This is a genomic window from Sagittula sp. SSi028, assembly GCF_048553715.1.
GTDB lineage: Bacteria > Pseudomonadota > Alphaproteobacteria > Rhodobacterales > Rhodobacteraceae > Sagittula.
Map to the genome: position 1 here is coordinate 209,743 of NZ_JBLZNC010000003.1, position 25,964 is coordinate 235,706.

Consider the following 25,964-nt stretch of genomic DNA (forward strand, 5'->3'; position numbering starts at 1 on the left):
CATGGCCGAGAACGAAAAGACCACGGGGCGCGGTGTGCGCTGGGCGCTGATTGCGTCGCTGGCGGTGAACTTTGTGGTGATCGGTGCGGTGGCGGGCTTTGTCTGGATGGGGCCGCCCGAGCCGCAGGGCCGTCCGGGCGGGGCCGATCCGTCACTGCCCTACACCCGTGCCTTGTCAGAGCCGCAGCGCGACGCGCTGGGAGAGGAATTGCGCGGCGGTGTGTACCGCGACCGCAAAGTGATGCGCGATGTGCGCAATCGGGTGCTGGAGGATTACCGCGCGGCGCTGGATCTGTTGCGCAGTGATCCCTTTGATCCCGTAGCCTTCGAGCAGCTTCTGGCGGAGCAGGCAGCCCATAGCGCGGAGGTGCGCCTGCGCGGGCAGGGCTTGCTGGCCGATTACGTGGCGCGCATGTCACCCGATGACCGTGCCCGCTATGCCGACCGGCTGGAAGAGACGCTGGAGAATTATCAAAACCGCAAGAAGGGGCCGAAAAAGCCCAAACCCGACGATCGCTGAGACGTTGCGATGCCGCGCTTTGATTAGCGCGGCATTTGTTTTGCGGGGGTAGGCTCGGGATTGATCGTGTCGGCGGGCGGCGTGGGGGCATCGGGCTGTGGCAGCGGAAAGACAGTGTCGGCCATGACCACCGCATTGCGTCCCTTGTCCTTGGCCGCATAGAGCGCGCGGTCCGCGCTGCGGATCAGGTCGGTGGGCGTGTCGCGGGGCGTGGTGCCGATGGCGATGCCGATGGACAGGGTGACGGTGACCTTTGTGCCGTCGGCTAATGTCACGGGGTGGTGTTCCATCAAGGCGCACAGCCGCTCTGCCGTGCGCTGGGCGGCTGCGCGGCTGGTGTCGGGCATGGCGATCAGGAATTCCTCGCCCCCCCAGCGGGCCACAAGATCGGCGGCGCGCAGGTTCTGCGTCAACCGTTCCGCAAGGGTGACAAGCACCAGATCCCCCGCCGCATGGCCGTGGTCGTCGTTGATCTGTTTGAAATGGTCCAGATCGGCCACAAGGATCGCATAGGGGCGTTTGCTGGCCATGGCGCGTTCCGCCAGCCGCGCCGTATGCGGCAGGGCATAGCGGCGGTTGTACAACCCGGTGAGCGGATCGGTGACAGCCGCCCGCAGCCCGTCGCGCATATTGGCGCGCAGCCGTTCATTGGTGCGCTTGCGGCTGATCTGTTTCTGGATGCGGATGTTGAGCTCGTCTATGTCGGGGCCGCCGGTCATCAGATCGTTTGCCCCCATATCCAGCGCGGCTGCCGCCTCGCGCCGCTGGTCGGGGCGGGCGATGTAGATCAGCGCGGAATGGCGGGTGGCGTGGTTGGCGCGCAGTTGCGGCAGCAGCACCAGGCCGGCCGATCCGATGCCGGCGGCCTCGGAGACCACGACCACGTCGGGGGTGGGGCCGGTGTCGCGCAGGGCGTTCTCTGCCTCCACCAGTTCAAAGCGGTTGTCGCTGCGGTTGCGCAGCCCGTGCAGCATGGCGCGCAGCTCTGACGGGCGACCGGCGGAGATGATGCGCACATGGCCGGGCAAGGTGAATTCGCTGGCCTGTTCCGCCAGACCCAGCGCGCGGCGGGTGTCGTCGCGCAGTTGCAGCTCTGCCTCTGCGTCGCGGGCGCGCAGCAAAGAGCGCAGCCGCGCCAGCATCACGATGTCATCAATGGGACGTTCCAGCACATCATCCGCCCCCGCCGCCAGCGAGGCCATGCGTTCGTGCGGGTCGTTTTCGCCGTGGATGATGACCACGGGCACAGCAGGCCCCCCACGCGCAGCCGTCCGGTTGCGGATCGCCGCGCATAGGGCACGCCCGCTCATGTCCGGCAGGTCATGGGCGGCGATAATCATGTCGGGGTTTGTCTTGCGCAGCATCGCCAGCGCCGCCTGCGCCGAGGTGGCCTGAACCACATCATAGTAGGCAGCGGACAGTTTGACCCTGAGAATGATGCGGTTGGTCGGCACGGGATCGACAACCATGATCCGGCTCGTCATAGAAAGGGGGGCCTCCGGTGTATCGCTTGGGGGATCCGGTCCGGACGCCTCGCGCTGGACTAATCGTTGACTTAAGGTTTGGTTGGATAAGGTTAAGAAAACCTTTCGAAAGGACGGCGCGACATGGCCTATACGCGAGAAACTGCCGAAACGCTGGGATTGCAGGCGATGGCTTGGCTGGCCGGCAATGACGAGCTTTTGCCGGTGTTCATGGGCGCGACCGGCGCGAGCGAGCAGGATTTCCGCCAAAACCTGCAAGATCCGGTGTTTCAGGGCTCTGTCCTGGATTTTTTAATGATGGACGATGCTTGGGTTGTGGATTTCTGCGACAGCATCGGCATACCCTATACGGCGTTGGCGGAGGCGCGCATGGCCCTGCCCGGTGGGGAGCAGACGCATTGGACATGACACGAGCCGATGACATTCGCGCGGTGCTGTTTGACAAGGACGGCACGCTGTTCGATTTCGAGGGCACTTGGAACGCCTTCGCGGTCAATCTGCTCAAAGACTTGTGTGGCGATGACGGTCTGATGCTGGAGCGTGCCGCCTGGCAGATCCGGTTTGATCTGGTCACGGAACGCTATTTGCCCGACAGCCCGGCGATCACCTGCACCAACCGCGAATTGGCGCATCTTTTGGCAGAAGTGCTGCCGCAAAGCATCGATGTGCTGGAAGAGCAGATCGTGCGGCAGGCGGCCTTGGCGCCCTTGGTGGAGGCCGCGCCGCTGAAGCCGTTGCTGGAAAAGCTGCGGGCGCGGGGCTTGGTTCTGGGCGTGATGACAAATGACCACGCCGAGGTGGCGCGTGCGCATCTTGGCACGGCGGGGGTTCTGGAGCAGTTCGACTTTGTGGCCGGTGCGGACAGTGGCTTTGGCGCAAAGCCCGCGCCGGGGCCGTTGCTGGCCTTTGCCCATGCCAAGGGGCTGCCGCCGCAACAGGTGGTGATGGTGGGCGACAGCCAGCATGATCTGGCGGCCGCGCGCGCCGCTGGGATGCGTGGCGTCGGTGTTCTGACCGGCATGGCGGGGCGCGACGAGCTGGGGGCCTTGGCGGATGTGGTGATGCCGGACATCGGCCATCTGATCGAATGGATCGACCGTCAGACCGCTGGCGTGTTGTGATGGTCCACGGCCGGTTGTTGCGGCGAAGTATCTGACAAGATTATAAATTCATCGCTTTTGGCTGGTGAGTGCTGTTTGGGGCCGTTGGGGGCGGATGCTGTATCGGCCCGCCTTGACCGCGGGGCGTCGGGCGCGAGAGACAGGGGCGCGCGGGGCCTGCCCCCGCCATGCCCCACGCCACGACAAGGAGCGCCCCATGACCAAGACCGCCATTCAGGAAACCCCCTGTGTCGATATCCCTGTGCGGGATGGGTGCCTGTTGTCGGCGCGGATCTGGCAGCCGGTCGATCCTGCGCCGGTGCCTGCCATTCTGGAAATCCTGCCCTACCGCAAGCGTGACGGGACAGAGACGCGCGATGCCACGACCCATCCGGTCTACGCAGCCCATGGATATGCCTGCCTGCGCGTCGATCTGCGCGGTACGGGGCAGTCCGGAGGGCTGTATGACGACGAATATTCCGAACAGGAGCTTTGCGACATCGAGGATGTGATCGCATGGATCGCGACGCAGCCGTGGTGTTCCGGTGCGGTGGGGATCATGGGTATTTCATGGGGCGGGTTCAACGGGTTGCAAGTGGCGGCGCGGCGACCGGACGCCTTGCGTGCGGTGGTCACGGCAAGTTCCAGCGTCGACCGCTTTGCCGATGACATCCACTACAAAGGCGGCTGCGAGCTGACCGAGAACGTCAACTGGGCGACGCAGATCATGTCGTGGTTTGCGCTGCCGCCCGATCCGGCGCAGTCCCCCGATTGGCGCGAGATCTGGCTGAACCGTCTGGCGCAGACACCCTTTGCCGCCGCCGACTGGGCACGCCACCGCACGCGCGACGGCTATTGGCGGCATGCCTCTGTTTGCGAGGATTTCGACGCCATCGATATTCCGGTCCTGTCGATTGGCGGCTGGCATGACGGGTATCGCAACACGCCTGCCAAGCTGCTGGAGGGGGTGCGCGGCGCGCCGGTGAAGGCGATCATTGGCCCGTGGAACCACAAGTATCCGCATATGGCGACACCCGCGCCGCGCATCGATTTTATCGGCGAAACCCTGCGGTGGTGGGACCGCTGGCTGAAGGGGATCGACACCGGCGTCGAGGCGGATCCCGCCTTGCGCGCCTATCTTATGGACGCCATGCCGCCTGCGCGCACCTACGAGACGCGGGCGGGGCGTTGGGTGGGGCTGCGCGAGTGGCCCGCGCCGCAGGTCGCCGTGCAGCAGATGGCGCTGGGCCGTGGCACGTTGGGGGCGGCAGGGCTGGACGGCCCTGTGGAGGTGGCCACCGATGCGCGGGCCGGTCGCGCCATTGGCCGGTATTTTCCTTGTGCCTTTGGCGCGCTGGAGCTGCCGGGGGATCAGCGCGACGACGATGCGCGTGCGCTGTGTTTTGACACGGCACCGCTTGAGGCGCCGTTTGCCCTGCTGGGTGCGCCCGAGCTGCGGCTGCGGGTCAGCAGTGACCGTGCCTTCGGGCAGGTTGTGGTGCGTTTGTGCGATGTGGCCCCTGATGGCGCATCGACGTTGATCTGCTACGGGCTGCTGAACCTGCAGTTCCGCGCAGGCTTTGCCGAGGCGGTGCCGCTGACCCCCGGAGCGCCGGTTGATGTGACGGTGCCGCTGGACCAGATGGCCTATCAGGTGCCGGTGGGGCACCGTTTGCGGGTGGCGGTGCAGACCTCGTGCTGGCCGCTGGTCTGGCCTGCGCCGGGACAGGTCACGCTGCGCATTTTCGAGGGTATTCTGAGCTTGCCCGAGCTTGTTGGCGAGGGGGATGCGTGCCGGTTCGATCCGCCGCGCCCCCTGCCGGACACGCCGCTGCGGGAGCATCGCGGCGAGGATGAACAGGCCACGCGGATCACGCAGAAGGGTCGGGATATCCTGCGCGTGACATCGGATTTCGGGTCCTACGAGAACACGCAAACGGGGCTGGTGCAGGATTGCACGCTCGACGAGGCTTGGTCCATCGACACGGACGATGTGGCCAACGCCCGTGTGGATTTTTCGTGGACGCGGGTCTTGTCGCGCGGGGATTGGTCGGTGACCACGGTGGTGACCGCGCGCTTTGAAACCGACGCGGAGGCGTTCCACCTGCACAGCTATCTCGAAGCCTTCGAGGGGGAGACCAAGGTGTTCGAGCGCAGTTTTGACGACAGGATTATGCGCACCACGGGGTAGGGTGGTCTGCCTAACGAACGGGCAACTGGCCTCAAGATCGCGCTGGAAAATGTGCTTTCAGCAATTATACACTTGAATAACAGGCTCCGCCGGGTGCAGCCTGACCCCCAAGTAGACCGCTACAAGGGGGCTGTCCGTGGCCGATGCCATCCGCGTTGAAAACCTGTTCAAAAGCTTCGGGCGCGTCGAGGTGCTCAAAGGGGTGTCGCTGACCGCGCGAAAGGGCGATGTCGTGGCAATCATCGGCGGATCGGGGTCGGGCAAGTCGACCATGCTGCGGTGCATCAACTACCTCGAGACGCCCAGCGCGGGAAAGATCATCGTCGACGGCGAAGAGATCAAGCGACGCGGCGACGGAAGCCCTGCGGACCGCCGCCAGATCGAACGCATCCGCACACAACTGGCCATGGTGTTCCAGAACTTTAACCTGTGGTCGCACCGGACCTTGCTGGAGAACATCATCGAAGTGCCGGTTCACGTGCTGCGACAGCCGCGCGCGCAGGCGACAGACCGCGCGATGGAGCTGCTGGCACGGGTGGGTTTGGCGGATAAGACCCATGCCTTTCCCGCGCAGCTGTCCGGGGGGCAACAGCAACGCGCGGCGATTGCGCGGGCGCTGGCGGTCGATCCCAAGGCGATGCTGTTTGACGAGCCGACCTCTGCGCTGGACCCCGAACTGGTGGGCGAGGTGCTGGGCGTGATCCGCGATCTGGCCGCCGAGGGGCGCACCATGATCCTCGTCACCCACGAGATGAAATTCGCCCGCGAGGTCGCCGATCACGTGGTCTACCTGTACCAAGGCCGGATCGAGGAACAAGGACCGCCCGCGCAGGTCTTTGGCCAGCCGAAATCGGACCGTTTGCAGCAATTCCTCAGCAGTGTCGCCTGACCCGCGCGCCAGAATTCCCACCCAGCAACAAGGACATCTTTATGACCCATCTGAAATCCCTTTGCCTCGCCGCGCTGAGCGTGATGGCCACAACCGCCGCCGCCGAAGAGGTGAAAATCGGTGTGGCGGCAGAACCCTATCCGCCGTTCTCCGCGCCGGATTCCGCAGGCAACTGGGTGGGCTGGGAGATCGAGATGATCGACGCCATCTGCGCTGCAGCCGAACTGGACTGTGTGGTCACTCCTGTGGCGTGGGACGGGATCATCCCGTCGCTGACGGGCCAGCAGATCGATGCGATCATGGCCTCTATGTCGATCACCGAGGAACGGCTGAAAACCATCGATTTCAGCGACCCGTATTATAACACTCCCACTGTGATCGTGGCGGACAAGATGTTCGACATCGCCCCCACCGCCGAAGGTTTGGCGGGCAAGATCCTTGGCGTGCAGGCGTCGACCGTGCATCAGGCCTATGCGCAGAAGTACTTCACCGATGCCGAAATCCGCGTCTATCAGACACAGGATGAGGCCAACCAGGACATGATCGCAGGGCGCATCGACGCCACGCAGGCAGACGCGCTGGCGATGGCGGATTTCGTCGAAGGCGCGGCCTGCTGCGAGGTCAAAGGGCCGGTGGCGGATGATCCCGCAATCCTCGGTCTGGGCGTGGGCGCGGGCGTGCGCAAAGGCGACACGGCGCTGCTGGAGGCCTTTAACAAGGGGGTCGCTGCAGTGATCGCCGATGGCACGCGGTCGGCCATCACCGAGAAGTATTTCGGCAAGGACATCTTTTGAGGTCTGAGGCTTGAACGAACTTCTCAATGCGCTGGGTTTGGGGCAGGCGGCAGAGCTTTTGTCGCTGTCCCCGCCCGGATGGGGCCGCAACCTGTTGGTTGGCCTGTCGCGGTCTTTGCAGATCGCGGCGGGGGCATTTGGGCTGGGTCTGGTGATCGGTCTGCTGGGCGCCTATGGCAAACTGCATGGCGGCAAGGTCACGCGTGATCTGCTGGCCATCTACACCACGGTGATCCGCGCGGTGCCCGAATTGGTGCTGATCCTGATCCTGTATTACGTGGGCACCGATATCGTGAACAAAGCATCGGCTGCACTGGGCGGCGGACCTGTGGAGATCAGCGGCATTGCCGCCGGGATCTGGGTGCTGGGTGTGGTTCAAGGCGCCTATGCGACCGAGGTTCTGCGCGGCGCGATCGCTGCGATCCCGCCCGGTCAAATCGAAGCGGCCCGCGCCTTTGGCATGCCGGGGTGGACCATTTTGCGCCGTGTGACGATCCCGGCCATGATGGCCTTTGCGGTGCCGGGGCTTGCGAACCTGTGGCTGATCGCGACCAAGGACACCGCCTTGTTGGCGGTTGTGGGCTTTAGCGAGCTGACGCTGGAGACGCGGCAGGCGGCCAGCAGCACGCGGGCCTATTTCACGTTCTTTATGGCAGCGGGCGCGCTGTATCTGATGGTGACCCTGTTGTCGGGGGCCTTGTTCGCGGGGCTCGAGAAATGGGCGCGCCGTGGTCAGCCCAGCCTGAAAGGAGGGGCGCGATGATTCCTTTGCGTGCGTTGTTCCAACCGCACCGTATCGTGCTGATGGGCCTGTTTGCGGCGCTGGTTGTCTGGTGCGCGTGGTCGCTGCGCTGGGACTGGATCCCGCAGTATCTGCCGCTTGCCGCCGAAGGTCTGTGGACGACGATCTGGATTTTGGTGGCGTCTTGTGTGCTGGGCTTCCCGTTGGCGATGCTGCTGGGTTTGGCGCAGGCGGTGGGGCCGTGGTATCTGGCATGGCCTGCGCGGGTGATCTGTACGGTGATCCGGGGCACGCCGCTGCTGCTGCAGATCTGGCTGCTGTATTACGGGCTGGGGTCGCTGTTTCCGCAGTTTCCATGGATCCGCACGTCCGAGCTGTGGCCCTATCTGCGGCAGGCGTGGCCCTATGCGCTGGCGGCTTTGACGCTGTCTTATGCAGGGTATGAGGGCGAAGTCATGCGGGGCGCGTTTTCCAGCGTGGCCAAGGGGCAGCTTGAAGCGGCGCGCGCCTTTGGCATGCCGCGGCGCACGATCTTTCGCCGGATCTGGCTGCCGCAGGCGGTGCGCAACGTGCTGCCCACGCTGGGCGGCGAGACCATTTTGCAGCTCAAGGCGACACCGTTGATCGCCACGATCACCGTGGTCGATATCTATGCGGTGTCCTCGCGGGTGCGGTCCGATACCTTTATCGTGTACGAGCCGCTGTTGCTTTTGGCGGTGGTCTATATCGTGATCGCACTGGCCATCGGGCAGGGGTTTGCGTGGTTGGAGCGCCGGGTCCCGAGGTGATCCGGCGCGCCGAGGCGCGTGTCAGTCAGGCTGTGTCAGGCGGGCTGGGCCATCAGGCTGTTGGCATGGGCCACCATACGGTCACAGGCGCGGGCGATGTCGTCATCAGGGGCCGTCAGCGCCAGTCTGACCCAGTCGGTCAGCGTGGCGCCAAAAGACGCACCCGGCATCACCGCCACCCCTGCATGCTCCAGCAAGTGATGGGCGTACGTCTCGCCATCCATGCCGGTGGCGGCCACGTTGATCATGGCGAACATCCCCGCCGAGGGAGGCAGCACGCGCAGGGGGCTTTCATTGTCTAACCGATCGGCAAGGGTGCGCGCGCGGGCGGCAAACCTGGTGCGCATGGCGGGCGCGACCTCTGACCCTTGGCGGATCGCCAGTTCGGTCATATCCGCGATAAAGGGCTGGTTGCCGAAGAGCATGGTTTCCGACAGCGGCAGAAGCGCGGCTGTAAAGGCCTCTGGCCCGATGCACCAGCCGCTGCGAAACCCCGGCGCGGCATGCGATTTGGAGATCGAGGAGACCACGATGGTGCGGTCCGCCAGTTCGGGCAGCGACAGGGGCGAGACAAATTCGCTGTCGTCATGGATCAGCTCGTCATAGACCTCGTCCGAGATGATCCACAGATCGTGGTCCAGCGCCACTTGGCCAATCGCCTGCAGATCCGCGCGCGTCAGCACCGCGCCGGTGGGATTGTGCGGCGTGTTGAGCAAAATGGCGCGGCTGCGCGGGGTGATGCGCGCCGCCAGATCACGGGCATTCAGGCGAAAGCCGTTGTCTGCATGCAGCGGCACCGGCACCATGTCGGCCCCGCTGGCGCGCACCACGCCCTCATAGGTGGCATACATCGGGTCGCCCACCAGCACCTCGCAGCCGGCCTCGGCCACGCCCATCAGGACCGCGTAAAGCGCGGTTTGCGTGCCGGGAAAGCACATGACCTGCGCCGGTGTCACCGCGCGCCCGATGCGTGCGGCGTAGCGCTGGGCCAGGGCGTCGCGCAGGCCGTCCTCGCCTTCGCCCTTGGAGTAGGCGGTGCGGCCGGCGCGCATGGCGTCGGCTGCCGCGTCGATCAGGGCGGCGGGCGGCGGGCTGTCTGGCTCTCCGATGGTCAGTTGCACGATGTCGCGCCCTTGGGCGGCAAGCTCTTGGGCGCGGAAATGCAGCCCCCATTTCGCACCGCCAAGATCGCTCAGGCGGCGGGTGATCGCTGTGGTTTTCATATGCTGTCCTTTGCGTCCGCGCGTTTGCCAACTTATTATACAATTGAATAACTACTGCAAGCGCGAGGGGCCGTGTTGGGCTGGTGCCAGAGCGCGCTGCCCAATAGTATGGCGTCATGACTGACCCGACCCCTGCCAGCAAAAACCGTCGCGCTTTTGTCCGCGAAGCCCCTGAAACGCGGCGCGCGGCGCTGATCGCGGCGGCGTTGGAGCTGATCGGCGAGAAGGGCTATCGCGCGGCCACCACCCGCGCCATCGCCGAGCGCGCAGGCGTGACGCTTGGGCTGATCCGGCATCACTTCAGCTCCAAGGAGGAGCTGATCAGCGCGGCCTATGAGGCGCATATGTCCAAGATGACTGAGCTGTCGCTGGCCGCGGCAGAGCGGCGTGATCTGCCGCCGGATCAACGGCTTGCCATGGTGATTGCCGCCAACCTCAGCCCGCCGGTGATGTCGGAGCGCAACGTGACGCTATGGGCGAGCTTTATCTCGCAGATCCACAACGAGCCGGGCATTCGCGCGACCCATGACCAGACCTATCTGTCGTTTCGCGACCGGCTGGAGGCGCTGATTGCCGAGGCGCTGCAGGCGCAGGGACGGACGGTTGCGCCCGAGACGCTGCGCCGTCTTGCGGTGAGCTGTAACGCGCTGATCGACGGCTTGTGGCTGGAAGGCAGCGCCTGTCCCACAAGTTTTGCCAATGATGATCTGGTGGAGATCGGGCAGGAACGGATCGGTGTCCTGCTGGGGGTGCCTTTGAAGGCCGGATAGCGTGGGGCTGCGCCGCAGTGGCGCAACCCGCGCCGGATCAAGGGGAGGGCGATCGCCCCCCCCGATATAACGCTTTGGATCAGAAGCGGACCTTGGCGGTCAGCTGCACGGTGCGGCCGGGTTCATACAGCGGTTCAACGGCGTCGAAATTGATGCCATCCGAGCTGCGGCTGGCATAGGTTTCATCAAACACGTTGCGCACATCCAGACGCAGTTCGAGGTTGTCCAGCGACTTGGGCGTGTAGGTCGTGTAGAGGTTCAGCACCTCGTAGGACTCCAGCGCCGGATCGGTGGCGTCGTTTTCAAACGCGACCTCTGCGGTGCCGCCGACACGCCAGTTGTCACGGATGTCATAGCCAGCCTCGAGCGCGAGGATGCTGCCCACCGGACGCCCGTAGTAGTAGGCCGTGGTTCCGATGGTCTCGTCATCAAGTTCGACGTTGGCATGGGTGTAGTTCAGCTTGGCAAAGCCACGGGCCGCCGTGTAGCCCACCGAGGCTTCGACACCACGCGAGGTGACATCGGTTTGCGCGCCGCGTGCACCACCCGTGGGCAGGATCGCAGAGATATCGTTGATCTCGGTGTGGAACAGGGCACCGGAGACTTCCCATGCGCCGGATTCAAAGCGCAGGCCGACACGTGCGGCATTCGACCGTGTGGTGTCGAACCCGTCATAGGTCCAGTCCGTGCGGTAGTTCACCAATGCGGCTTCGCCCAAGCTGTAGCCACCCCAGACCGAGGCAAGCCCACCTGTCAGCGTCAGCGTATCCGTCAGCTTGTAGTCCAGCGAGGCGTTGGCGCTGACACCACCGGCGTCAAAGTCGGAGCCATCGGCCCCTTCGAACCACTGCTGGTCGTAGCGCAGGCCGTAGCTGACGGAGGCACGCGCGCCAAGATCCTGACGCACCTGCGCAAAGATACCGACGTTCTGGCGGGTTTCCTCTCCCGAGGCACCTTCGGTCGCTTCGGCGGTTTCGTCAAAGAAATCCAGACCGGCGGTGACTGTCCCGTTGCTGAGCTGGAATTCGTTTTCCGCCGTGCCGGACAGGCTTTTGTTGATGCCGGAGACGTCGCCCACATCGACCTCTTGTTCGTTGTAGGTCAACTGCAGCGTCGGGGCGAAGATGCCGCTGGGGGCCTCGTCGGTGTAGTTCAGGGTATACGAGCTGCGGCGCGCATACCCTTCGATCAGCGTGGTGGGACGCGCGGCGCTGGTCAGCCCGGCAAAGTCGGAGCGGATGAACCCGCCCTGCGATGCCCGAAGGCCGGTGTCTTCGGTTTCCGACGCCGAGAAAGACAGCCGTTTGCCGGAGGCCGTGGTGTAGCCGAGCTTGACCATGTAGTCGGTCAGATCCGCTTCGGTGCCATCGATGCTGTTGCCGTCGCCGTCCTCGTAATCGTCGCCTTCGTGCTTGGTGGCGCTCAGCAGCCAGTCAAAGCCGCCCTGAGCCCCGAACAGGGTCAGCGTGCCGCGATTGCCGCTGCCGTTGTCGCCGGTGGTCACGGTGGCCAGACCGCCAAAGGTATCGCCTGCGTCCAACAGATCGCGCCCGTCCTTGGTGGTGTAGGCCAGCGCGCCGCCCAATGCACCGGGGCCACCATCGGCGGGTGCGATGCCTTCGCTGACATCGACAGCCTTGAGCAGCGACGGATCAAGCAGCACGTTTCCGGTGTGGTGGAACGCGCCCTTGTTCTGGCGTGCGCCGTCGATTGTGACGGACAGCAGGCTTTCCTCGATCCCGTTCACCATGACCTTTTGGGCCATCGCGGCACCGCCGCTGACCATGACCGAGGATTCGCCGGCAAAGACGTCCTTGGTCGTGCTGGGGTTGCGGTCTTCGATCTCTTCTTCGGTGATCTGGGCGTTGCCGAGCAGGTTCTGCGCGCCCGCGCTTTCGATCCGAAGGGTCCCAAGGTATTGCGCGTCGGTGTCCTGCGCCTGCGCAGTGCCTGCACAAAGCGCCGTGGTCACAAGCAAGATGTGCCGTGTCATGTCAGCCATTAAATTATCCAGTTTTTGAGGGAGCGGCGGCTGGATGGCTGGGATGGACCGGCTGTCTTGCACGCATGTCGCGGGCCGTATCGCCAAGAAATTTGCAGAAATCGTCAAGAAAATGCCGTGGGAGCTTAGACGGGGTGTAACCTGTTGTTTTGACACAACAGTGGGCTTTGGTTGCCCACCGACCGGTCCGACCGCTTACAGCCTTGTCCCTGCGCAGCCTTGGAATGCTGCGTCGTCAAACAGGGTGACAAGCCAATCGAGAAACACGCGCAAACGGGGCGAGAGTTGGCGGTTTTGCGGATAGTAGGCGGCCAGCAACGTCGGCGGCGGGGGCGCGTGCGGCAGCACTTCGACCAGCCGTCCGCTGGCAAGATCATCCGCAAAGCGATACTTGGGCGCCTGAGCCAAACCAAAGCCTTCGCGCGCCAAATGGTGCGCCGTGTCGGCATTATTGGTGGACATTATGGCGGGAAGGCGGACGGTTTCTATCCCTGTCCCGGTGGTGAATTCCAAGGGCAGCGGCGCGCCGGTGCGGGACGAGACAAAGCCTATCATGTGATGTCCCTGCAGGTCGGCGATGCTCTCGGGGGTGCCGTGCCTTGCGATATAGGCGGGGCTGGCGCAGGTGATCTCTGGCATGCTGGCGAGCCTGCGCGAAATCAGGCTGCTGTCTTCGGGCTCTCCGGCGCGGATCACACAATCCACACCCTCCCGGACCAGATCAACCAGCCGCTCTGTCTGGCCCAATTGCAGTGTAAGCTTCGGGTATCTCTCCACGAATTCCGCCAAGCGGGGAAGCAGGAAAACCCGCGTCAGGGTGCCGGGCGCGTCAATGCGCAATTGCCCCGCAGGTTCATGGCCCCGCAGGGCGCGCTCGGCGTCTTCGAGATCGGCAAGGATCGTGACGCATCTTTGGTAGTATGCGTCCCCGTCCGGTGTCGCAGCGATATGGCGCGTGGTGCGTTCGAGCAAGCGGCTGCCAAGGTCCTTCTCCAGCCGTCGGATCACTTCGCTGGCGGTCGAGCGCGGGATGCCCAGATCCGCAGCAGCCTTGGTAAAGCTGCCACGCTCCAGCACGCGTACAAAAAGCTTTATCGCCTCTAGGCGGTCCATGATTGTTCGTCCCAGCCGAATTATCATTCCAGTTTCAGGCAGATTGTCTGAAGCGTAACCTTGTCTATCTCCCGGAGCAACCAAAGGAGAGCGATATGACAGACCAGACCAGAACAGCCATTGTGACCGGCGCCAGCAAGGGGATCGGCGCGGCCATCGCGTTGCGGCTTGCCGAGGACGGCTTTGCCGTCGTGGTGAACTACGCCCAGGATCAGGCTGGGGCGGAACAGGTGGTGCAGACCATCACATCCCAAGGGGGTCGTGCTGTGGCGGTGCGGGCGGATATGGCGGAACCGTCTGGCATAGCCACGCTGTTTGACGCCGCAGAAGGGGTGTTTTCACCCGCCCGCGTTCTGGTCAACAACGCCGGTCAAATGCGGCTTGCCCCGATTGGCGAGGCAACGGACGCCGATTTCGAGACGCAGTGTGCGCTCAATATCGGCGGCGTCTTTCGCGGCATGCGCGAGGCCGCGCTGCGGATGCAGACGGTCGGCAGCATCATCAGCTTGTCCTCCAGCGTGGTCGGGCTTTATCAGCCGGGCTACGGCATCTATGCCGCGACAAAAGCCGCTGTTGAGGCGATGACGCATGTTCTTGCGAAAGAGCTGGGCACAAAAGGGATCACCGTGAATGCGATCGCACCCGGCCCGGTGGCAACAGAGCTGTTCCTGTCGGGCAAGCCGGAGCAGTTGATCGAGCGTATCAAAGGGGCCAACCCGATGGGGCGACTGGGCACACCCGAGGATATCGCCGGTGCCGTCGCATTTCTGGCGGGACCGGATGGCCGATGGATCAATGGCCAGATCCTTCGCGCGAATGGCGGTCTTGTCTGAACAGCGGATTTTTGACCAGCCGAAGGTGTAGAGGTCTGGGAGATGTCCGTCAGCTCGGCTTTGGGGGGCGGGGTTGCGTCAGGGGGTTTTTAAGCGTTCCATGCGCTCCGGACCCGACCTGGGCTGCCCAAACGGGACGATGGCTCGCACAAAACATTTTATGACCGTTGGAGGCGTTGCAGAGCAAGGGGGTACGCGCCTGCACTGAAAGTTGGAAAAACGCACCCCCCCGGTGAATGTGACGATCTATGCAGCCGCATCGGGATCCATATGTTGGGCGGCGCGACTTCAAAAGCCACGTCACGCGGAACGAAATGACCCAGCCAAACTCAGGCATTCTTGTCCTTTTAACTAACGATAGCGGAGGGTTATCAGTATGCTCGTTACAGCCCCCGCAGCGGTGGCGAAGGCCTCAGAGATGATAGACATCGCACGGCCATGGTTCGCGTTAACTAATGTCCACCTGATAGCAAATTTCGAGAGTGCGGTTCGTCACACGGGACGGGACGAGCGTGCTTTGACTGCTTTGCGCGTTGAATCCGGCGCCAGGATCGACATCGCGATCTTGCACCTGAAGAAGCTCGGAATGACCGTCAGGTTAGATCATTCCGACGCAGACTTTCGGACGGGCGTTTCGAATGGCCAAGTCAATCGCACCAAGCCTGTGCAGCTTGCGTAGAGCGGGAACAAGTAGTTCGCGATTGCCCGCGTTTGAAGATGTGAGCCTGCTTCTGCATTGTCAGCTTTCCTCTAGGACGCGAGCTAACGCAGCTGGCTAGGTTCCGTATGGAACACCCGTATGCCACAGTCTGAGGTGCCGAAGTGGCATTCTCAGTAAACTCAAAGGCTTGCGGTGAATATGGCTCCGGCGGTAGGGATCGAACCTACGACCAATTGATTAACAGTCAACTGCTCTACCGCTGAGCTACGCCGGAACGGTGCGCGGTGTATAGCCACAGCTGTCAGGGGCGTCTAGAGGGGGTGTCGAAGAATTTGCGAAAATTTTCGGGCTAGGCTCAGGATGCATTCCGCCCCACAGGCAGAAGATGACCATTGCGGCGAGTGCGATCGCCGAGAAGAAGCTCTCCGGTCATCGACTTCGGGTTTACCGTGTGCCTTTGGAAAGTAAGGCCCAAGACGCGCCATTTGAGCATCGCTCAACCAGAAAAGATCAGACATGGCCACCGCTCATTTTCGAGGGGCGGATCATGAACGCCCAACCACATTCATGGGTCCTGAACCTAAAGCGCTATGCAGCGGCTGGCGCTTACGTTTCAAGTGCCGCTATTGCTGAATTTAAGCATTGAATTCTATAATTGGTGCGTGGCGGTCGCGGTTGTATCTAGCTTGCGAGAGTGTTCCGTTCATCTTTTGCAGACGGGAGTGTAATCTGAAAGCAAGCGCCGGATTGGGTGTTCGTCGCGCTGATTTGTCCACCCATATCGCGGATCGTGCTGAAGCTTATCGACAGGCCAAGCCCTGTGCCCTTGCCGGGGTCTTTGGTTGTGAAAAACGGATCGAACAGCTTGTCCAAGACGTGTTCCGGGATGCCTGTTCCGGTGTCCGTGACAGTAATTCTGTTTTGACCATCTTCAGCTGAATAGGCCGCCAAAACGTGTATCGAGCGATTTTCGGCCTGCGATTGTTCGATCGCGTCAGCAGCGTTGCTGATCAGGTTAAGCAAAACCTGCTCAAACAGGACCTTTTCGCCAAGACAAAACCCAGTCTCGGAGGGATGATCGACAGTTAGAGCAATGTCGAGCGTGTGCAACTGCATGCGGGCGAGCGCCGCGATTTCGCTCAAAGAGGCGTTCAAATCAATAAGTTCACGGCGACCGTTGGCTTTGCGTCCGAACACGCGCAGTTGGTTGATGATTTGGGCGGCCCGCTCTGTTTGTTCGGCGACGCGAACGAATTTTTCGCGGAGTTTATCGGGCTCCGCCATGTCGCGGTCGATCCGTTTGATGCTGTTTGACGCGGCCATACGAATCACGCCCAGCGGCTGATTGAGCTCGTGTGCAATTCCGGTTGCCATCTCGCCCAGCGTGGCCATTTTCGATGATTGCAAAAGCTGGTGTTCGGATTTGCGCAGCTCTGTCACGTCCTTGGCCGACACGACGAGGCCGACATCCTCAATCCAAGTGTGACTGATCAGTAGGATTTGCCCGACATTGTTACGGAACTCGCGCGGTGCACCGGTGCGCGTGTAGCTTTGCGCCTCTACCCAAGCATCTATGTCTTCGATGTTCCCGAAGTGGCCAAGTTCACAGCCCTTTCTCAGAAAGTCTTCACGCGTAAATCTATCGGGCAGGGCAGAAAGAACGGGGGCGTTCGCTTGCCGGAAGGCCGAGTTTACAAAGATAACCTGCCCGTGGGTGTCGAAGATAGCCACTTGTTCATTGACCTGATTGAAAGCTTGGATCAGGTGGTTTTGCTCGCGGTGGGCTTTTTCAGCGGTCTCCATGGCCTGCCTTAGAACAACTGTGGCCCGCGCCAGATCGCCGATTTCGTCCTCCCTTTCGGTGTCGGGAATATGCGCGATCTCTTTGCCGCTGGCGATTGCGCTCATGTAGGTCAGGATCACGCCGATCCTTGCCTTACGCTCTAGCGCGGTGTCGCGTTGTCTTTTGATTTCGTCAATGGCGGCAGTTGTCGCTTCGGCCATTTCGTTGAAACTGACTGCGGCCTCTGCCAGCTCATCCTTGCCGTAGACCGGCACGCGGTGGCTTAGGTTGCCTGCTGTAAGGGCGCGCGCCCCCTCGCGCAGATCACGGGTCTGGCGCGTCAGCAAAGTGCCAAGTCCATAGCCAAAGCCCGCCGCCAGCACCCCGCCGAGAAGCGCGAGTGTCAGACTGCGCCGCAAGGCAGTTAGAAGGTGGGCTTCGATACGTGCTGTGCTGAGCCCGAGCTCAACGGTACCAAGGTATGCGCCATTCTCAAGAATAGGATGCACGATATCGAGATAGTGGTCCTGTAAGGCATCGTCGAAGCTGGCATCATGTTTTCGATCTTGCGCCAGGGATGCCGGATCGCCCGCCGTGGACAGGATGCGCCCGGTGTGATCCCGAATTCTTGCGTAGGCCATGTCCTCGGCCAGCATTGCGGATTCCATCGCGGCATCAATGGTATAGAGGTCTTGCGTGGCCAGGGCGCCGGCTATTGCGTGGCCAAATATATGCCCCATCGTTTCGGCGCGTTCGTAAAAGTGCCGAGACGTCGCGCTGGCGAGCGAGACGTAATTCAACATGACCAGGACCGCCAGAACGGTCATCTGGATCAGGGTGATCCCCAACACTGTTTTCAATCGAAATGACATGCTTGGTGGTCCGGTGTGTCTTCTGCTTCTGCGCTTGCGCTGTCGTCAGGCTTTGCGCGGCAGGGGCGGGTTGAGGTTGGCATGCGCCCAGGCCAGCGCATCATCCACGGCCATCGGTTCCCCCACATGGCGGCCTTGGCCGATGGCGCAGCCATTGTTGCGCAGCCAGTTCTGCTCGGCCGTGGACTTGATGCCGCTGGCGATCACCTCGACCCCCATGGCGCGGGCGAGGCCGATCAGGGCGCGTGTTCCCGCCTGATGTTCGCGACTGTTGGCAAAGTCGGCACATCCCGTCAGGTCCAGCTTGATCTGGTCCAACTCGAACCCTTTAAGCGCGGACACCCCATGCAGCCCACCATTGCTTTGCATGTTCAGGCGCAACACACGGTTTGGCATGTCCGACAGGTTCGCCCGGATGTGTTCCGCGCCGGAAACGCTTAGGTCAAGATCTTCAGGCATTTCAAAACACAGGGATTCCGGGGCCAGCCCGTTTTCCACGGCTTCCTGCACGGCCGCGACGACCAGACCGGGTTTGCGAAGCTGGTCCTTTGAAACGTGCAAGGACACGGCACATTCCGGCAGGCCCACGCGGGTGAAATAGCTGATGGCGCGGATGGCGGCAGACCGGATGGCACCGTCGACTTCGGCCTGAATGCCGGCCTCGGATGCGAAGGCCATGATGCTGCCGGCGTCCTTGGTTGCGCCGTCTGCATCTATCCACATGGGAACGCTGTCAAAGCCGCAGACACGCCCGTTGCTGAGGTCAATTTGCGGCTGCAGCCAGGGCAGAAGATGGCCGTTGTGCAGCGCTTGCCGGATCATCGTCGCTTTGACACGTTTGTTATCTGTGACCTTTCGGTCCTGTTCCTTGGCGCTGAACTGCTCAAGATCCTCGTTGGCCTGTTTCAGGGCATTCGCGGTTTTCTGCATTTTCGACAGCAGAAAGGCGGTCAGCTCGGACACTGTGCGCTCGCGCCCGCCGTTGGCGCGGGCGGCCTTGATCGCGGCGACCAGTTCATCCCCATCAAGCGGTTTGTTAAGAAAATCCACGGCGCCCGTCTGAACGGAGGAGGACAGCGCATTGGGGTCGCCGCTGAGCACGACATAAGACAGACCGCGATCGGGAAACCGCGCCTGTGCGCGCGAAATCAGCTGTAACCCGTTGGCGGTGTTGCCATCAGTGCCGCCAAAGTGCACGTCAGTGACCACCACGTTTATGTCTGGCGTATCTGCCAGACGGTCCAGGGCATCGTCCACCGACGCAGCGGTCAGGCTGGACCACCCTTCGAGCGTGGTGATGTCCTGCAACTCTTCAAGAGCGACGTGATCGTCGTCGACAAGCAGGATGGTGCCGCTGTCACGCAGGGCGGTGTTGGACGCGTCGATCATGGCGGCTCCTTCCTCGGGCGTGAAAAAATCCGGATCAGGCTAAAGCGCGCGTCTTACGAGGGCGTTTCGCCGAGGTGTTCATTCCAAGGCGAATTGCGGCACTGCGGGGACATCGTTAATTTGACGGGGGCAGATGCTGCGACAAAAGTGTCACCACCTCATCCACATCGACAGGTTTGGACAGGCAGGCGCGCGCGCCTGCTGCCAGCGCATCGGTGCGCGAGCGTTCCGCGCCATGGCCCGAGAGGACGATGATCACACCGTCAAAAGACCGCTGCCCCAAAGCACGGATCAGGTCCATGCCGCCCATCTTGGGCATTTTCAGATCGGTGATGACCGCGTCATAGGAGCTTGCTGCCAGCGCGTTCAGCGCATCAGGAACCGTGTGTTCGGCGTGGACCTCGAACCCCTCCAGCTCCAGACCATCGGCCAATTCGTCACATAACAGGGGTTCGTCGTCGACAAGCAATACGTGTGTCATGCCACCTCCCGAGGCTGGGTGTGGGTCGACTGTGCCACGGTTCATGCAAGTCCCGATGGCTTTTCGCGTTAACTGGTGAATGTCAGGTAAAGGCGATCTTTCGTTCATTCATCACAGCGTCCGGCACAGCCGCAAGGCATCATAGATTGCGGCATGCGTGTTGCGCGCGGCCACGGCATCGCCAATGCGGTAAAGTGTATAACGGCCGTCGGGGTTTTCGCGCACCGCCTGCGGCGCTCCGGCAATCAGGGCGTCGTAATCCACCGCGCCGCCGTTCACCGAACCGTCGCGCAGGTCGAAATACAGATCATCCAGCGGGCGTGTGCCTGCGTTGATCACAACCTGATCGACGCGGCGTTCCCGCTGTACACCGCCATAGTCACTGCCCAGCGTGGCAACCAGCCCGTTCCCGTCACGCCGCAGCGCATCAAGCTTCCACGTTACGGTAAAGGTCACATCCTGCGCTTGCAGTGCCCGCATGGCCGGGGTCAGCGACATGGCCATCACTTCCGAGGAGATCTCGCGGTCGCGGGTGACGATCTCGACCCGCGCACCGGTCGCGGCGAGCTTTTCTGCCGCTTGCAGCGCCGCGTAATCGCCCGCGTCGTCAAAGATCAAGACGTCAGAGCCCGCCGCCGCATCGCCTGACAGAATGTCCCAAGCGGAGACGGCCAGCGCCGCGCCCTCACCGATGGTCTCCGTGTGGGGCAACCCGCCGGTGGCCACGATCACCACCTCTGCATCGGACGTGGTGACAGTCTCGGGCTCGGCGTAGCTGTTAAAATGAAACCGGACGCCCAAGCGTTCGCATTCGGCAAAGCGCCACTGGACAAGCTGCATCATCTCGGCGCGTCGCGGGGTTTGCGCGGTCAGCCGCACTTGCCCGCCGGGATCATTCGCCGCCTCGTGGACGGTGACGTGATGCCCGCGCAGGGCGCAGACGCGGGCGGCCTCTAGCCCGGCGGGACCTGCGCCGATGACCATCACAGTTTTGCGGACGTCGGCTGGCGCAATGTCGTGGGGCTGTTCCAGCTCGCGCCCGGTGGACGGGTTGTGCAGGCACAGCGCCATGCCGCCCTGATAGATCCGGTCGAGACAGTAGTTTGCGCCTACGCAGGGGCGGATGCGGTCCTCTTGGCCGCGCGCGATCTTTGCCACGATATGGGGGTCGGCCATATGGGCGCGGGTCATGCCCACCATGTCGAGTTTGCCGCTGGCAATGGCGTGCCGTGCGGTGGCGACATCCTGTATCTTGGCGGCGTGAAACGTGGGGATCTGGGTTTCTGCGCGAACATCGCCGGCGAAATCCAGATGTGGCGCGGACCGCATGCCTTGCACAGGGATCACATCCGTCAAACCGGCGTCGGTGTCGATATGGCCGCGAATGACGTTGAGAAAATCGACCATGCCGCTGGCCTTGAGCTTGCGCGAAATCTCCAGCCCGTCGGCGCGGGTCAGCCCGCCCGGCAGATCCTCATCCGCCGTATAGCGCAGCCCGACAATGAAATCCGCGCCACAGCGTTTGCGGATCTCGGACAGGATATCAAAGGTGAAGCGCAGGCGGTTGTCCAGATCACCGCCATAGGGCCCCTCTAACGTGTTGGTCAGGGGCGACCAGAACTGATCCATCAAATGGCCGTAGGCCTGCAGCTCGATCCCGTCGAGGCCCGCGGCCTGCATCCGCTCTGCCGCATCGGCGTAATCGGAGATGATGCGCGCGATGTCCCAGTCTTCCGCCTGTTTGGGAAACGCCTTGTGCGAGGGTTCGCGGCGGTGGCTGGCTGACACAACGGGCAGCCAGTCTGCCTTGTCCCAACGGGTGCGGCGGCCCAGATGCGTCAACTGGATCATCACCGCACAGCCATGATCGTGGCATTCGTCGGTGAGCTGTTTCATCCAGCCGATGACCTCGTCCTTCCATGCAAGGATGTTGTTGAACACCGGCGGGCTGTCGCGCGACACGCTGGCCGATCCGGCGGTCATTGTCAGCGCAACCCCGGCACGGGCGCGTTCGACGTGATAGGCGCGGTAGCGATCCTTGGGCATGCCGTCCTCGGGGTAGGCGGGTTCATGCGAGGTGATCATCAGCCGGTTTTTCAGGGTCAGATGTTTCAGTTGATAGGGCTGGAGAAGCGGATCGTTGGTCATGGCGGGCTCCCTTGCTGTGCCAGCGATTCCAGAAATGTACATACCTGTCAATTAAAACGTCATGAGTGACCGTTATGCTTGTTGCGCGGGGCAGGTCTGCCTAGAATGGCGTCATGACGCAGCAGGATATTCAGGATCAGACAGGCTGGCGCGGATCACGAGAGGTCTGGCTGGATGCGGCGCGGGCGGCCCTGATCGACCACGGGATCGACGCGGTGAAGGTGCAGCCGCTCGCCACGGGATTGGGGCTGTCGCGCACCAGCTTTTACTGGTTTTTCAAAGACCGCGCCGCGCTGCTTCAGGCCTTGCAGGACGACTGGGAGGCCGCGAACACGCAGGCGCTTGTTTCGGCGGCGGCGGCCTATGCGGCCACGATCCCCGAGGCGGTGTTGAACGTCATCAGCGTGTTTCTGGATGCGCAGGGGTTTTCGCCGCGCTACGACATGGCGGTGCGCGGCTGGGCGCATCGTGATGCACAGGTGGCGGCGCGTGTCAGCGCCGCAGACGACCGGCGGCTGGCGGCAATCCGCGAGATGTTTCTCAGGTTCGGGTTCGACGCGGGCGAGGCAGACGTGCGCGCGCGGACCATCTATCTGGTGCAGATCGGCTATATCGCCTTGCAGACAGAGGAAACACTGGCCGATCGCATGGCGCGTATCCCCGCCTATGTGCAGACCTTTGCGGGGCAGCCGCCCAGTGTCGCCGATCTGGCGCGGTTTCATGCACGCCACGGCGGGGCAGGGGGCGGGCCTTAGGGCAGGGAGGCCGCCAGCCAGTCGCGAAACACCAACGCCTCGCGCGAAGCCTTGGCGTGGGTGTGCAGATAAAAGCTTTGGGGTGAGGGCATGCGCTGCGCGACCAACGGGCAAAGGGTCTCATCGTCGATGAGCTTCTGGATCAATCCGGTCCAGCCCAGCACAGCGCCCACCCCGTCGCGCGCGAGCTGCAGCGCGATCATGTGATTGTTGACCACGATGCCCCGCGCGCTGGGCGCGGGCAGCCCGAAATGGGCGAACCACTCCGCCCAGCCGGTCCAGTCCAGCCCGTCGGCCACCACATGGATCAGCGGCAGATGGCGCAAATCATCGGGGCCGCGCAGGGGGTGCCTGCGCGCGAAGTCAGCCGTGCCCAGGGGCAGGATGTGGTCGGTGAACAGCGGCAGGTGGCCTGTGCCCTCCTCCGGAGTGGGGCCGTAGTGAATGCTCAGATCGGCGCGCCCTGCAGGGGTGGCGGTGTCGCTGACCAGTTGCGAGACGATAATCTCGGGGCGCACCTTCCAAAAGGCGGTCAGCTGCGGCGTCAGCCAGTAGGCGCTGACGGCGGTGGTGGTGTGCACCACCACGTCCCGAGCATCGCCCGTGGTGCGCACGTCCCGCACCGCCTCTGCCATGCCTTCAAAGCCGCGTTGCAGGGCGACAAACAGATAGGCCCCAGCTTCGGTCAGCTCGACCCCGCGATGCTGGCGGCGAAACAGCGGGCAGCCAAGATCGGATTCGACTCGCTTGATCTGATGGCTGACCGCAGCGGGGGTCACATTCAGCTCGGTCGCGGCACTTTTGAAGCTGAGATTCCGCGCCGCTGCCTCAAAACATAGCAGGGCATTCAGCGAAGGCAGGTCATAATGTCGGGGCATTGTGTCGCTTTTGGTCGGGGGCAGGTCGATATTGGTCTGAGTTTAAAAAATCTAACTCAAGGTGAGAATTATTGCCATTGATAGGCGCATATTCACGCTGTCACGCAAGGCATAAGATTAGTTTTCCCGCATGAGGTTCTTGCCATGCCCCTTGATCTGTCCGACCTGCTGGCGCAGCACATGCCCGGCCATTCGCTGGACCGCGCCTTCTACACCGATCCTGAAATCTATGCGCAGGATCTCGAGACGATCTTTTACCGCGAGTGGCAGTTTGCCATTCCCGCCTGCCAGCTGACGAAAACAGGGGCTTACGCGCGGGTGCAGATCGGCGCGTATAACGTGGTTCTGGTGCGCGGCGCGGATGGTGAGATCCGCGGCTTTCACAATTCCTGCCGTCACCGTGGATCGGTGCTGTGCAAAGCGCGCGAGGGCGCGGTGGCCAAGCTGACCTGCCCCTACCATCAGTGGACCTACGATCTGGATGGGCGGCTGATCTGGGCGCGTGACATGGGGCCGGATTTCGACCCCAGCCAACACAGCCTCAAACCGGTGCATGTGCGCGATCTGGCGGGGCTGATCTATATCTGTCTGGCCGAGGATGCGCCGGATTTCGACAGTTTTGCGGACACCGCGCGCCCCTATCTTGCGGTGCATGATCTGGATCGGGCCAAGGTGGCCTACCAGTCGTCCATCATCGAAAAGGGCAACTGGAAGCTGGTCTGGGAGAACAACCGCGAATGTTACCATTGCGCGGGCACGCACCCCGCGTTGTGCCGGTCCTTCCCGCTGGACCCTGCGGTCGCAGGTGTGTCCGCCGATGGCGAGACGCCGCCGCAACTGCAAAGCCATTTCGACAAATGCGAAGCCGCCGGCGCGCCGTCGCGCTTTGTGATGGCGGGTTACGCGGGGCAATACCGGCTGGCGCGCATGCCGCTGCAAGAGCGCGCGCTGTCCTACACAATGGACCTGCAGCCCGCGTCAAAGCGGTTCCTCGGGCGGGTCAGCGTGCCCGATGCAGGGACCTTGCTGAAATTCCACTACCCCTCGACGTGGAACCACTTTCTGCCGGACATCTCGCTGACCTTCCGCGTCACCCCCATCGGGCCGCAGGAAACAGAGGTGACCACCACTTGGCTGGTGGACAAGGACGCGGTTGAAGGGGTTGATTACGACATCCAACGGCTGACAGAGGTCTGGCTGGCCACCAATGACGAGGACCGCCAGATCGTCGAGGACAACCAGCTGGGCATCAACTCTCCCGCATATACACCCGGTCCCTACAGCCCGGTGATGGAGGATGGTGTGGTCCAGTTTGTCGATTGGTACGTCAAAACCCTGCAGCGTGGCATGGGGCCGCGTGCGGTCGCGGCGGAGTGATGCGATGACAGCCATGACGCCGACGCTGGCCTTCTGGTCCGATGACGAGCCGCTGGAATGCGTCTCCTTTCTGCCGGAGACGCCCAATGTGGTCACCTTTACCTTTCAGGCACCGTCCGGGGCGCTGTTTCGCTACAAGCCGGGACAGTTTCTGACGCTGGAGCTGCCGGTGGCGGGCGGGCCGTTGCACCGCACCTACACCATCAGCTCCGCCCCGTCGCGGCCCACGTCGCTGACCATCACGGTCAAGGCGCAAGAAGGGTCCTTGGGGACGCGCTGGATGCTGGACAACCTACGTCCGGGCATGCGCCTGAAAGCGATCGGGCCGGGGGGGCATTTCTCGCATCTCAACCATCCCTCGCCAAAATATCTGTTTATCTCGGCAGGCTCGGGGATCACCCCGATGATGTCGATGACCACCGCCATGTATGACGCGGGCCGCGATCCCGACATTGTGTTCGTCAACTGCGCGCGCCGCCCGTCCGAGATCATCTTTCGTGAACGGCTGGAACATATGGCCTCGCGCATCACGGGGATCGAGCTGGCCTGGGTGGTCGAGCAAACCGACCGCTACCATCCGTGGACCGGCTATCGCGGGCAGTTCAACCAGCTGATGCTGGGTCTGGTGGCGCCGGACTATCTGGAACGCGAAGTGTTCTGCTGCGGGCCGGAGCCGTTCATGACTGCCGTGCGCGAGGCGCTGGCGGGTCTGGGCTTTGACATGGACCGCTACCATCAGGAAAGCTTTAACGCGCCGGTGGGCGAAACCGGCGAGGTGCCTGATGATGTGACGCTCGACGAAGAGGCGCGCGCGCAGGTCGAATTCCTGACCTCTGGTGCCGTGGTCGACTGTGCCGAGACGGAAACCTTGCTGGGGGCCGCGCGCTCTGCCGGGTTGGTGATCCCGTCGGGCTGCACCTTTGGGGTGTGTGGCACCTGCAAGGTGCGCAAGACCGAAGGCACGGTGCATATGGTCCACAACGGCGGAATCACCGAGGATGAAATCGCCGAAGGCTATGTTCTGGCCTGCTGTTCGAACCCCATCGGCAAGGTGGCCATCGAGGCGTGACACCGCAAAAGACAGGCGGACGCATAGCAAACATGCGTTTGCCGCAAGCCGTGCGCAATTTCGTTTAATCCCCCGCGCGAAGGCGTTATGAGGGCCTGACGC

Annotated in this window: 22 protein-coding genes, 1 tRNA gene and 1 pseudogene; 13 read left to right on the top strand and 11 right to left on the bottom strand. The window is 62.8% G+C overall.

Going from position 1 to position 25,964, the window contains the following annotated elements; all coding sequences use genetic code 11:
* Position 1: 1 nt before the first annotated feature.
* The gene (locus tag ACN5AZ_RS07185; RefSeq protein ID WP_419428182.1) at positions 2–520 is read left to right on the top strand and encodes a periplasmic heavy metal sensor; all 519 of its coding nucleotides are present in this window, start codon (positions 2–4) and stop codon (positions 518–520) included.
* A 23-nt stretch (positions 521–543) separates the two neighbouring features.
* Here ACN5AZ_RS07185 and ACN5AZ_RS07190 read toward each other — a convergent pair whose 3' ends face one another.
* A complete protein-coding gene (locus ACN5AZ_RS07190) occupies positions 544–1,989 on the bottom strand; it encodes a diguanylate cyclase (protein ID WP_419428183.1) in 1,446 nt (481 codons plus the stop codon).
* A 138-nt stretch (positions 1,990–2,127) separates the two neighbouring features.
* On the opposite strand from ACN5AZ_RS07190, the gene ACN5AZ_RS07195 reads away from it, so the two are divergent.
* From ACN5AZ_RS07195 to ACN5AZ_RS07225, 7 genes are all read left to right on the top strand, one after another.
* A complete protein-coding gene (locus ACN5AZ_RS07195) occupies positions 2,128–2,412 on the top strand; it encodes a DUF3572 domain-containing protein (protein ID WP_419428184.1) in 285 nt (94 codons plus the stop codon).
* A complete protein-coding gene (locus ACN5AZ_RS07200; protein WP_419428185.1) occupies positions 2,409–3,125 on the top strand; it encodes an HAD family hydrolase in 717 nt (238 codons plus the stop codon). Before ACN5AZ_RS07195 ends, ACN5AZ_RS07200 begins: the two co-directional genes overlap by 4 nt.
* 196 nt (positions 3,126–3,321) lie before the next feature.
* Positions 3,322–5,295: a CocE/NonD family hydrolase gene (locus tag ACN5AZ_RS07205; RefSeq protein WP_419428186.1), complete on the top strand. Its 1,974-nt coding sequence runs from the start codon at positions 3,322–3,324 to the stop codon at positions 5,293–5,295.
* A 136-nt stretch (positions 5,296–5,431) separates the two neighbouring features.
* Entirely contained in the window at positions 5,432–6,184 is a 753-nt protein-coding gene (locus ACN5AZ_RS07210) for an ABC transporter ATP-binding protein (protein WP_419428187.1), read from the top strand.
* Between the two features lie 41 nt (positions 6,185–6,225).
* The gene (locus ACN5AZ_RS07215) at positions 6,226–6,978 is read left to right on the top strand and encodes a transporter substrate-binding domain-containing protein (RefSeq protein WP_419428188.1); all 753 of its coding nucleotides are present in this window, start codon (positions 6,226–6,228) and stop codon (positions 6,976–6,978) included.
* Positions 6,979–6,988: 10 nt separating this feature from the next.
* Positions 6,989–7,741: an ABC transporter permease gene (locus ACN5AZ_RS07220; protein WP_419428189.1), complete on the top strand. Its 753-nt coding sequence runs from the start codon at positions 6,989–6,991 to the stop codon at positions 7,739–7,741.
* Positions 7,738–8,508, top strand: coding sequence for an ABC transporter permease (locus ACN5AZ_RS07225; RefSeq protein WP_419428190.1), 771 nt, complete (start codon positions 7,738–7,740; stop codon positions 8,506–8,508). Before ACN5AZ_RS07220 ends, ACN5AZ_RS07225 begins: the two co-directional genes overlap by 4 nt.
* A 35-nt stretch (positions 8,509–8,543) precedes the next feature.
* On the opposite strand, the gene ACN5AZ_RS07230 is transcribed toward ACN5AZ_RS07225, so the two are convergent.
* Positions 8,544–9,731, bottom strand: a complete 1,188-nt coding sequence (locus ACN5AZ_RS07230; protein ID WP_419428191.1) for a pyridoxal phosphate-dependent aminotransferase — start codon at positions 9,729–9,731, stop codon at positions 8,544–8,546.
* A gap of 116 nt (positions 9,732–9,847) precedes the next feature.
* Between ACN5AZ_RS07230 and ACN5AZ_RS07235 the strand changes: the two genes are divergently transcribed.
* Positions 9,848–10,501, top strand: a complete 654-nt coding sequence (locus tag ACN5AZ_RS07235) for a TetR/AcrR family transcriptional regulator (protein ID WP_419428192.1) — start codon at positions 9,848–9,850, stop codon at positions 10,499–10,501.
* 79 nt (positions 10,502–10,580) lie between these two features.
* Here the strand turns inward: ACN5AZ_RS07235 and ACN5AZ_RS07240 are convergent, their stop codons facing one another.
* Positions 10,581–12,503 carry a TonB-dependent receptor domain-containing protein gene (locus ACN5AZ_RS07240; protein ID WP_419428193.1) on the bottom strand — a complete coding sequence of 641 codons (1,923 nt, stop codon included), beginning with the start codon at positions 12,501–12,503 and terminating at the stop codon, positions 10,581–10,583.
* A gap of 195 nt (positions 12,504–12,698) precedes the next feature.
* Positions 12,699–13,616, bottom strand: a complete 918-nt coding sequence (locus ACN5AZ_RS07245) for a LysR family transcriptional regulator (protein WP_419428194.1) — start codon at positions 13,614–13,616, stop codon at positions 12,699–12,701.
* 95 nt (positions 13,617–13,711) lie between these two features.
* Between ACN5AZ_RS07245 and ACN5AZ_RS07250 the strand changes: the two genes are divergently transcribed.
* A complete protein-coding gene (locus tag ACN5AZ_RS07250; RefSeq protein WP_419428195.1) occupies positions 13,712–14,449 on the top strand; it encodes an SDR family oxidoreductase in 738 nt (245 codons plus the stop codon).
* A gap of 860 nt (positions 14,450–15,309) precedes the next feature.
* Here the strand turns inward: ACN5AZ_RS07250 and ACN5AZ_RS07255 are convergent.
* The 6 genes and pseudogenes from ACN5AZ_RS07255 to ACN5AZ_RS07280 all read right to left on the bottom strand — a co-directional run bounded on the left by ACN5AZ_RS07255 (position 15,310) and on the right by ACN5AZ_RS07280 (position 21,783).
* Positions 15,310–15,384 (bottom strand) — tRNA-Asn (locus tag ACN5AZ_RS07255).
* Positions 15,385–15,523: 139 nt separating this feature from the next.
* Positions 15,524–15,628 (bottom strand): annotated as a pseudogene (locus ACN5AZ_RS07260) (IS5/IS1182 family transposase); the annotation flags it as partial.
* A gap of 163 nt (positions 15,629–15,791) precedes the next feature.
* On the bottom strand, positions 15,792–17,765 hold the full coding sequence (locus ACN5AZ_RS07265) for an ATP-binding protein (RefSeq protein WP_419428196.1): 1,974 nt from the start codon (positions 17,763–17,765) through the stop codon (positions 15,792–15,794).
* Between the two features lie 45 nt (positions 17,766–17,810).
* Positions 17,811–19,154 (bottom strand): EAL domain-containing protein, encoded by a 1,344-nt coding sequence (locus tag ACN5AZ_RS07270; protein WP_419428197.1) that lies wholly within the window; start codon positions 19,152–19,154, stop codon positions 17,811–17,813.
* 115 nt (positions 19,155–19,269) lie between these two features.
* Complete coding sequence (locus ACN5AZ_RS07275) at positions 19,270–19,635, bottom strand: response regulator (protein WP_419428198.1); 366 nt, start codon at positions 19,633–19,635, stop codon at positions 19,270–19,272.
* Between the two features lie 111 nt (positions 19,636–19,746).
* The gene (locus tag ACN5AZ_RS07280; RefSeq protein WP_419428199.1) at positions 19,747–21,783 is read right to left on the bottom strand and encodes an FAD-dependent oxidoreductase; all 2,037 of its coding nucleotides are present in this window, start codon (positions 21,781–21,783) and stop codon (positions 19,747–19,749) included.
* A gap of 113 nt (positions 21,784–21,896) precedes the next feature.
* Between ACN5AZ_RS07280 and ACN5AZ_RS07285 the strand changes: the two genes are divergently transcribed.
* Positions 21,897–22,538, top strand: a complete 642-nt coding sequence (locus tag ACN5AZ_RS07285; protein ID WP_419428200.1) for a TetR/AcrR family transcriptional regulator — start codon at positions 21,897–21,899, stop codon at positions 22,536–22,538.
* Here ACN5AZ_RS07285 and ACN5AZ_RS07290 read toward each other — a convergent pair.
* Positions 22,535–23,416, bottom strand: coding sequence for a LysR family transcriptional regulator (locus ACN5AZ_RS07290; RefSeq protein WP_419428201.1), 882 nt, complete (start codon positions 23,414–23,416; stop codon positions 22,535–22,537). The genes ACN5AZ_RS07285 and ACN5AZ_RS07290 overlap by 4 nt on opposite strands.
* A 144-nt stretch (positions 23,417–23,560) precedes the next feature.
* On the opposite strand from ACN5AZ_RS07290, the gene ACN5AZ_RS07295 reads away from it, so the two are divergent.
* Together ACN5AZ_RS07295 and ACN5AZ_RS07300 are read left to right on the top strand one after the other, a co-directional pair.
* Positions 23,561–24,793: an aromatic ring-hydroxylating oxygenase subunit alpha gene (locus ACN5AZ_RS07295; RefSeq protein ID WP_419428202.1), complete on the top strand. Its 1,233-nt coding sequence runs from the start codon at positions 23,561–23,563 to the stop codon at positions 24,791–24,793.
* Between the two features lie 4 nt (positions 24,794–24,797).
* Positions 24,798–25,862, top strand: a complete 1,065-nt coding sequence (locus ACN5AZ_RS07300) for a 2Fe-2S iron-sulfur cluster-binding protein (protein WP_419428203.1) — start codon at positions 24,798–24,800, stop codon at positions 25,860–25,862.
* Positions 25,863–25,964 lie beyond the last annotated feature (102 nt).